The organism is Streptomyces sp. S6 (assembly GCF_054880855.1).
Map to the genome: position 1 here is coordinate 1 of NZ_JBTYMC010000656.1, position 1,287 is coordinate 1,287.

At 74.1% G+C, this 1,287-nt stretch carries 1 protein-coding gene; it reads right to left on the minus strand.

Annotation, left to right across the window (positions count from 1 at the left end; all coding sequences use genetic code 11):
* Positions 1–1,287 (minus strand): SAV_2336 N-terminal domain-related protein (locus ACVNF4_RS36195; protein WP_461807059.1); only part of this gene is annotated, 1,287 nt, incomplete at both ends.

Consider the following 1,287-nt stretch of genomic DNA (forward strand, 5'->3'; position numbering starts at 1 on the left):
AGGACAGCCAGAGCCGGGCCAGGGCGTACTCCAGGGAGAACAGGGCGGGCTGGGAGTGTTCGGTGCGGTCGACGAGGGCGGCCTGTGCGGGGTCGGCGGTGCCGAGGACGGGCAGCGCACCCGGCTTGCGGACCTCCCCGGACGTCCGTACGCGCACCGCCCCGCCGAACGTCTCGGTGCGGCTCAACTCGCCGAAGGTGACGGGGAGTCGGGTGCGGGCCCACATGCGCTGCGGGAGCGGTTGCAGGACGGCGACGGGCCCCTGTTTGGACAGGTGGTACAGCAGGCGGTGCGCCTCCCCGCTGTGCCAGAGCGGCCCGGCACAGTCGCTGACCAGGACGACGATCCTGCGGCCCGTGGGGTCACTGAGCCGTTCCGGCGAGTGCAGCGGCGCGGCCGGCGCCTCCGGGCTGCGGCTCACCGCCGGTTCACCGTCGGGCCCCTGGTGCAGGAAGCTCACCTGGATGTCCGAGAACGCGCCCAACTGGCCGAACACCTGCTCCAGTTCGTCGAACATGCGGTGCCACACCCGCATCGACGAGGACGCGTCGAGCACGAGCTGCAACCGGGCATCCCTGCGGACGACCGCCCGGTGCACAGGGATGATCAACCCCCCGGCCTGTGCGCTGAGTTCGGCGGTGGCCCCCTCGTCCAGCCGCGTCCTCAACGGCGGCGCCGGGCTCCGGTACGCCTGCAACCTCCGCAATGCGCGCTGGAGTTCGAGTGGCGCGGGCAGCACGGGCGCGGCCGGCACGCCGATGGACAACACCCCTTCCCCGGCCCCCCGTTCTCCCCGGGGCACGGCATACAGACTGACCTGCCCGTCCAACACGGGCCGCTTGGGCGGTCGTTGCACCTCGACAGGCGGCTGCGCCACCGGCGCCGACACCACCCCGGGCCCCACCGGCCCCACCGGTTCGGCCTGCTCCCCCGACACCTCTCCAGCCCCCTCCGGCACCGCCCGCCGCGTGAACCGCGCCAGCCAGAGCGCGTCCCTCAACTGCCGGTCGTCCGGGTCCTGTCCGGCCAGCCGGAGACGGGAGATGAGTTCGGCCAGGGGGTCGTAGGCGGGGGTGGATGGGGTGGGGTTGCCGACGGCGTCAGTCCGGCCAGGGGCGTCTGTGGCGTCAGCCGGTGTGGGGGCGGTGCCGGGGTCGCCGTCCGGGGTGGGGGCAGCGGGCCCAGCCGGACCGTCGGCAGCGGCAGCAGTCGGCGTGTACTCGACGCCGGGATCACCGTCCGGCGTGAGGCCAACGGGCCCAGCCGGACCGTCGGCAGCGGCAGCAG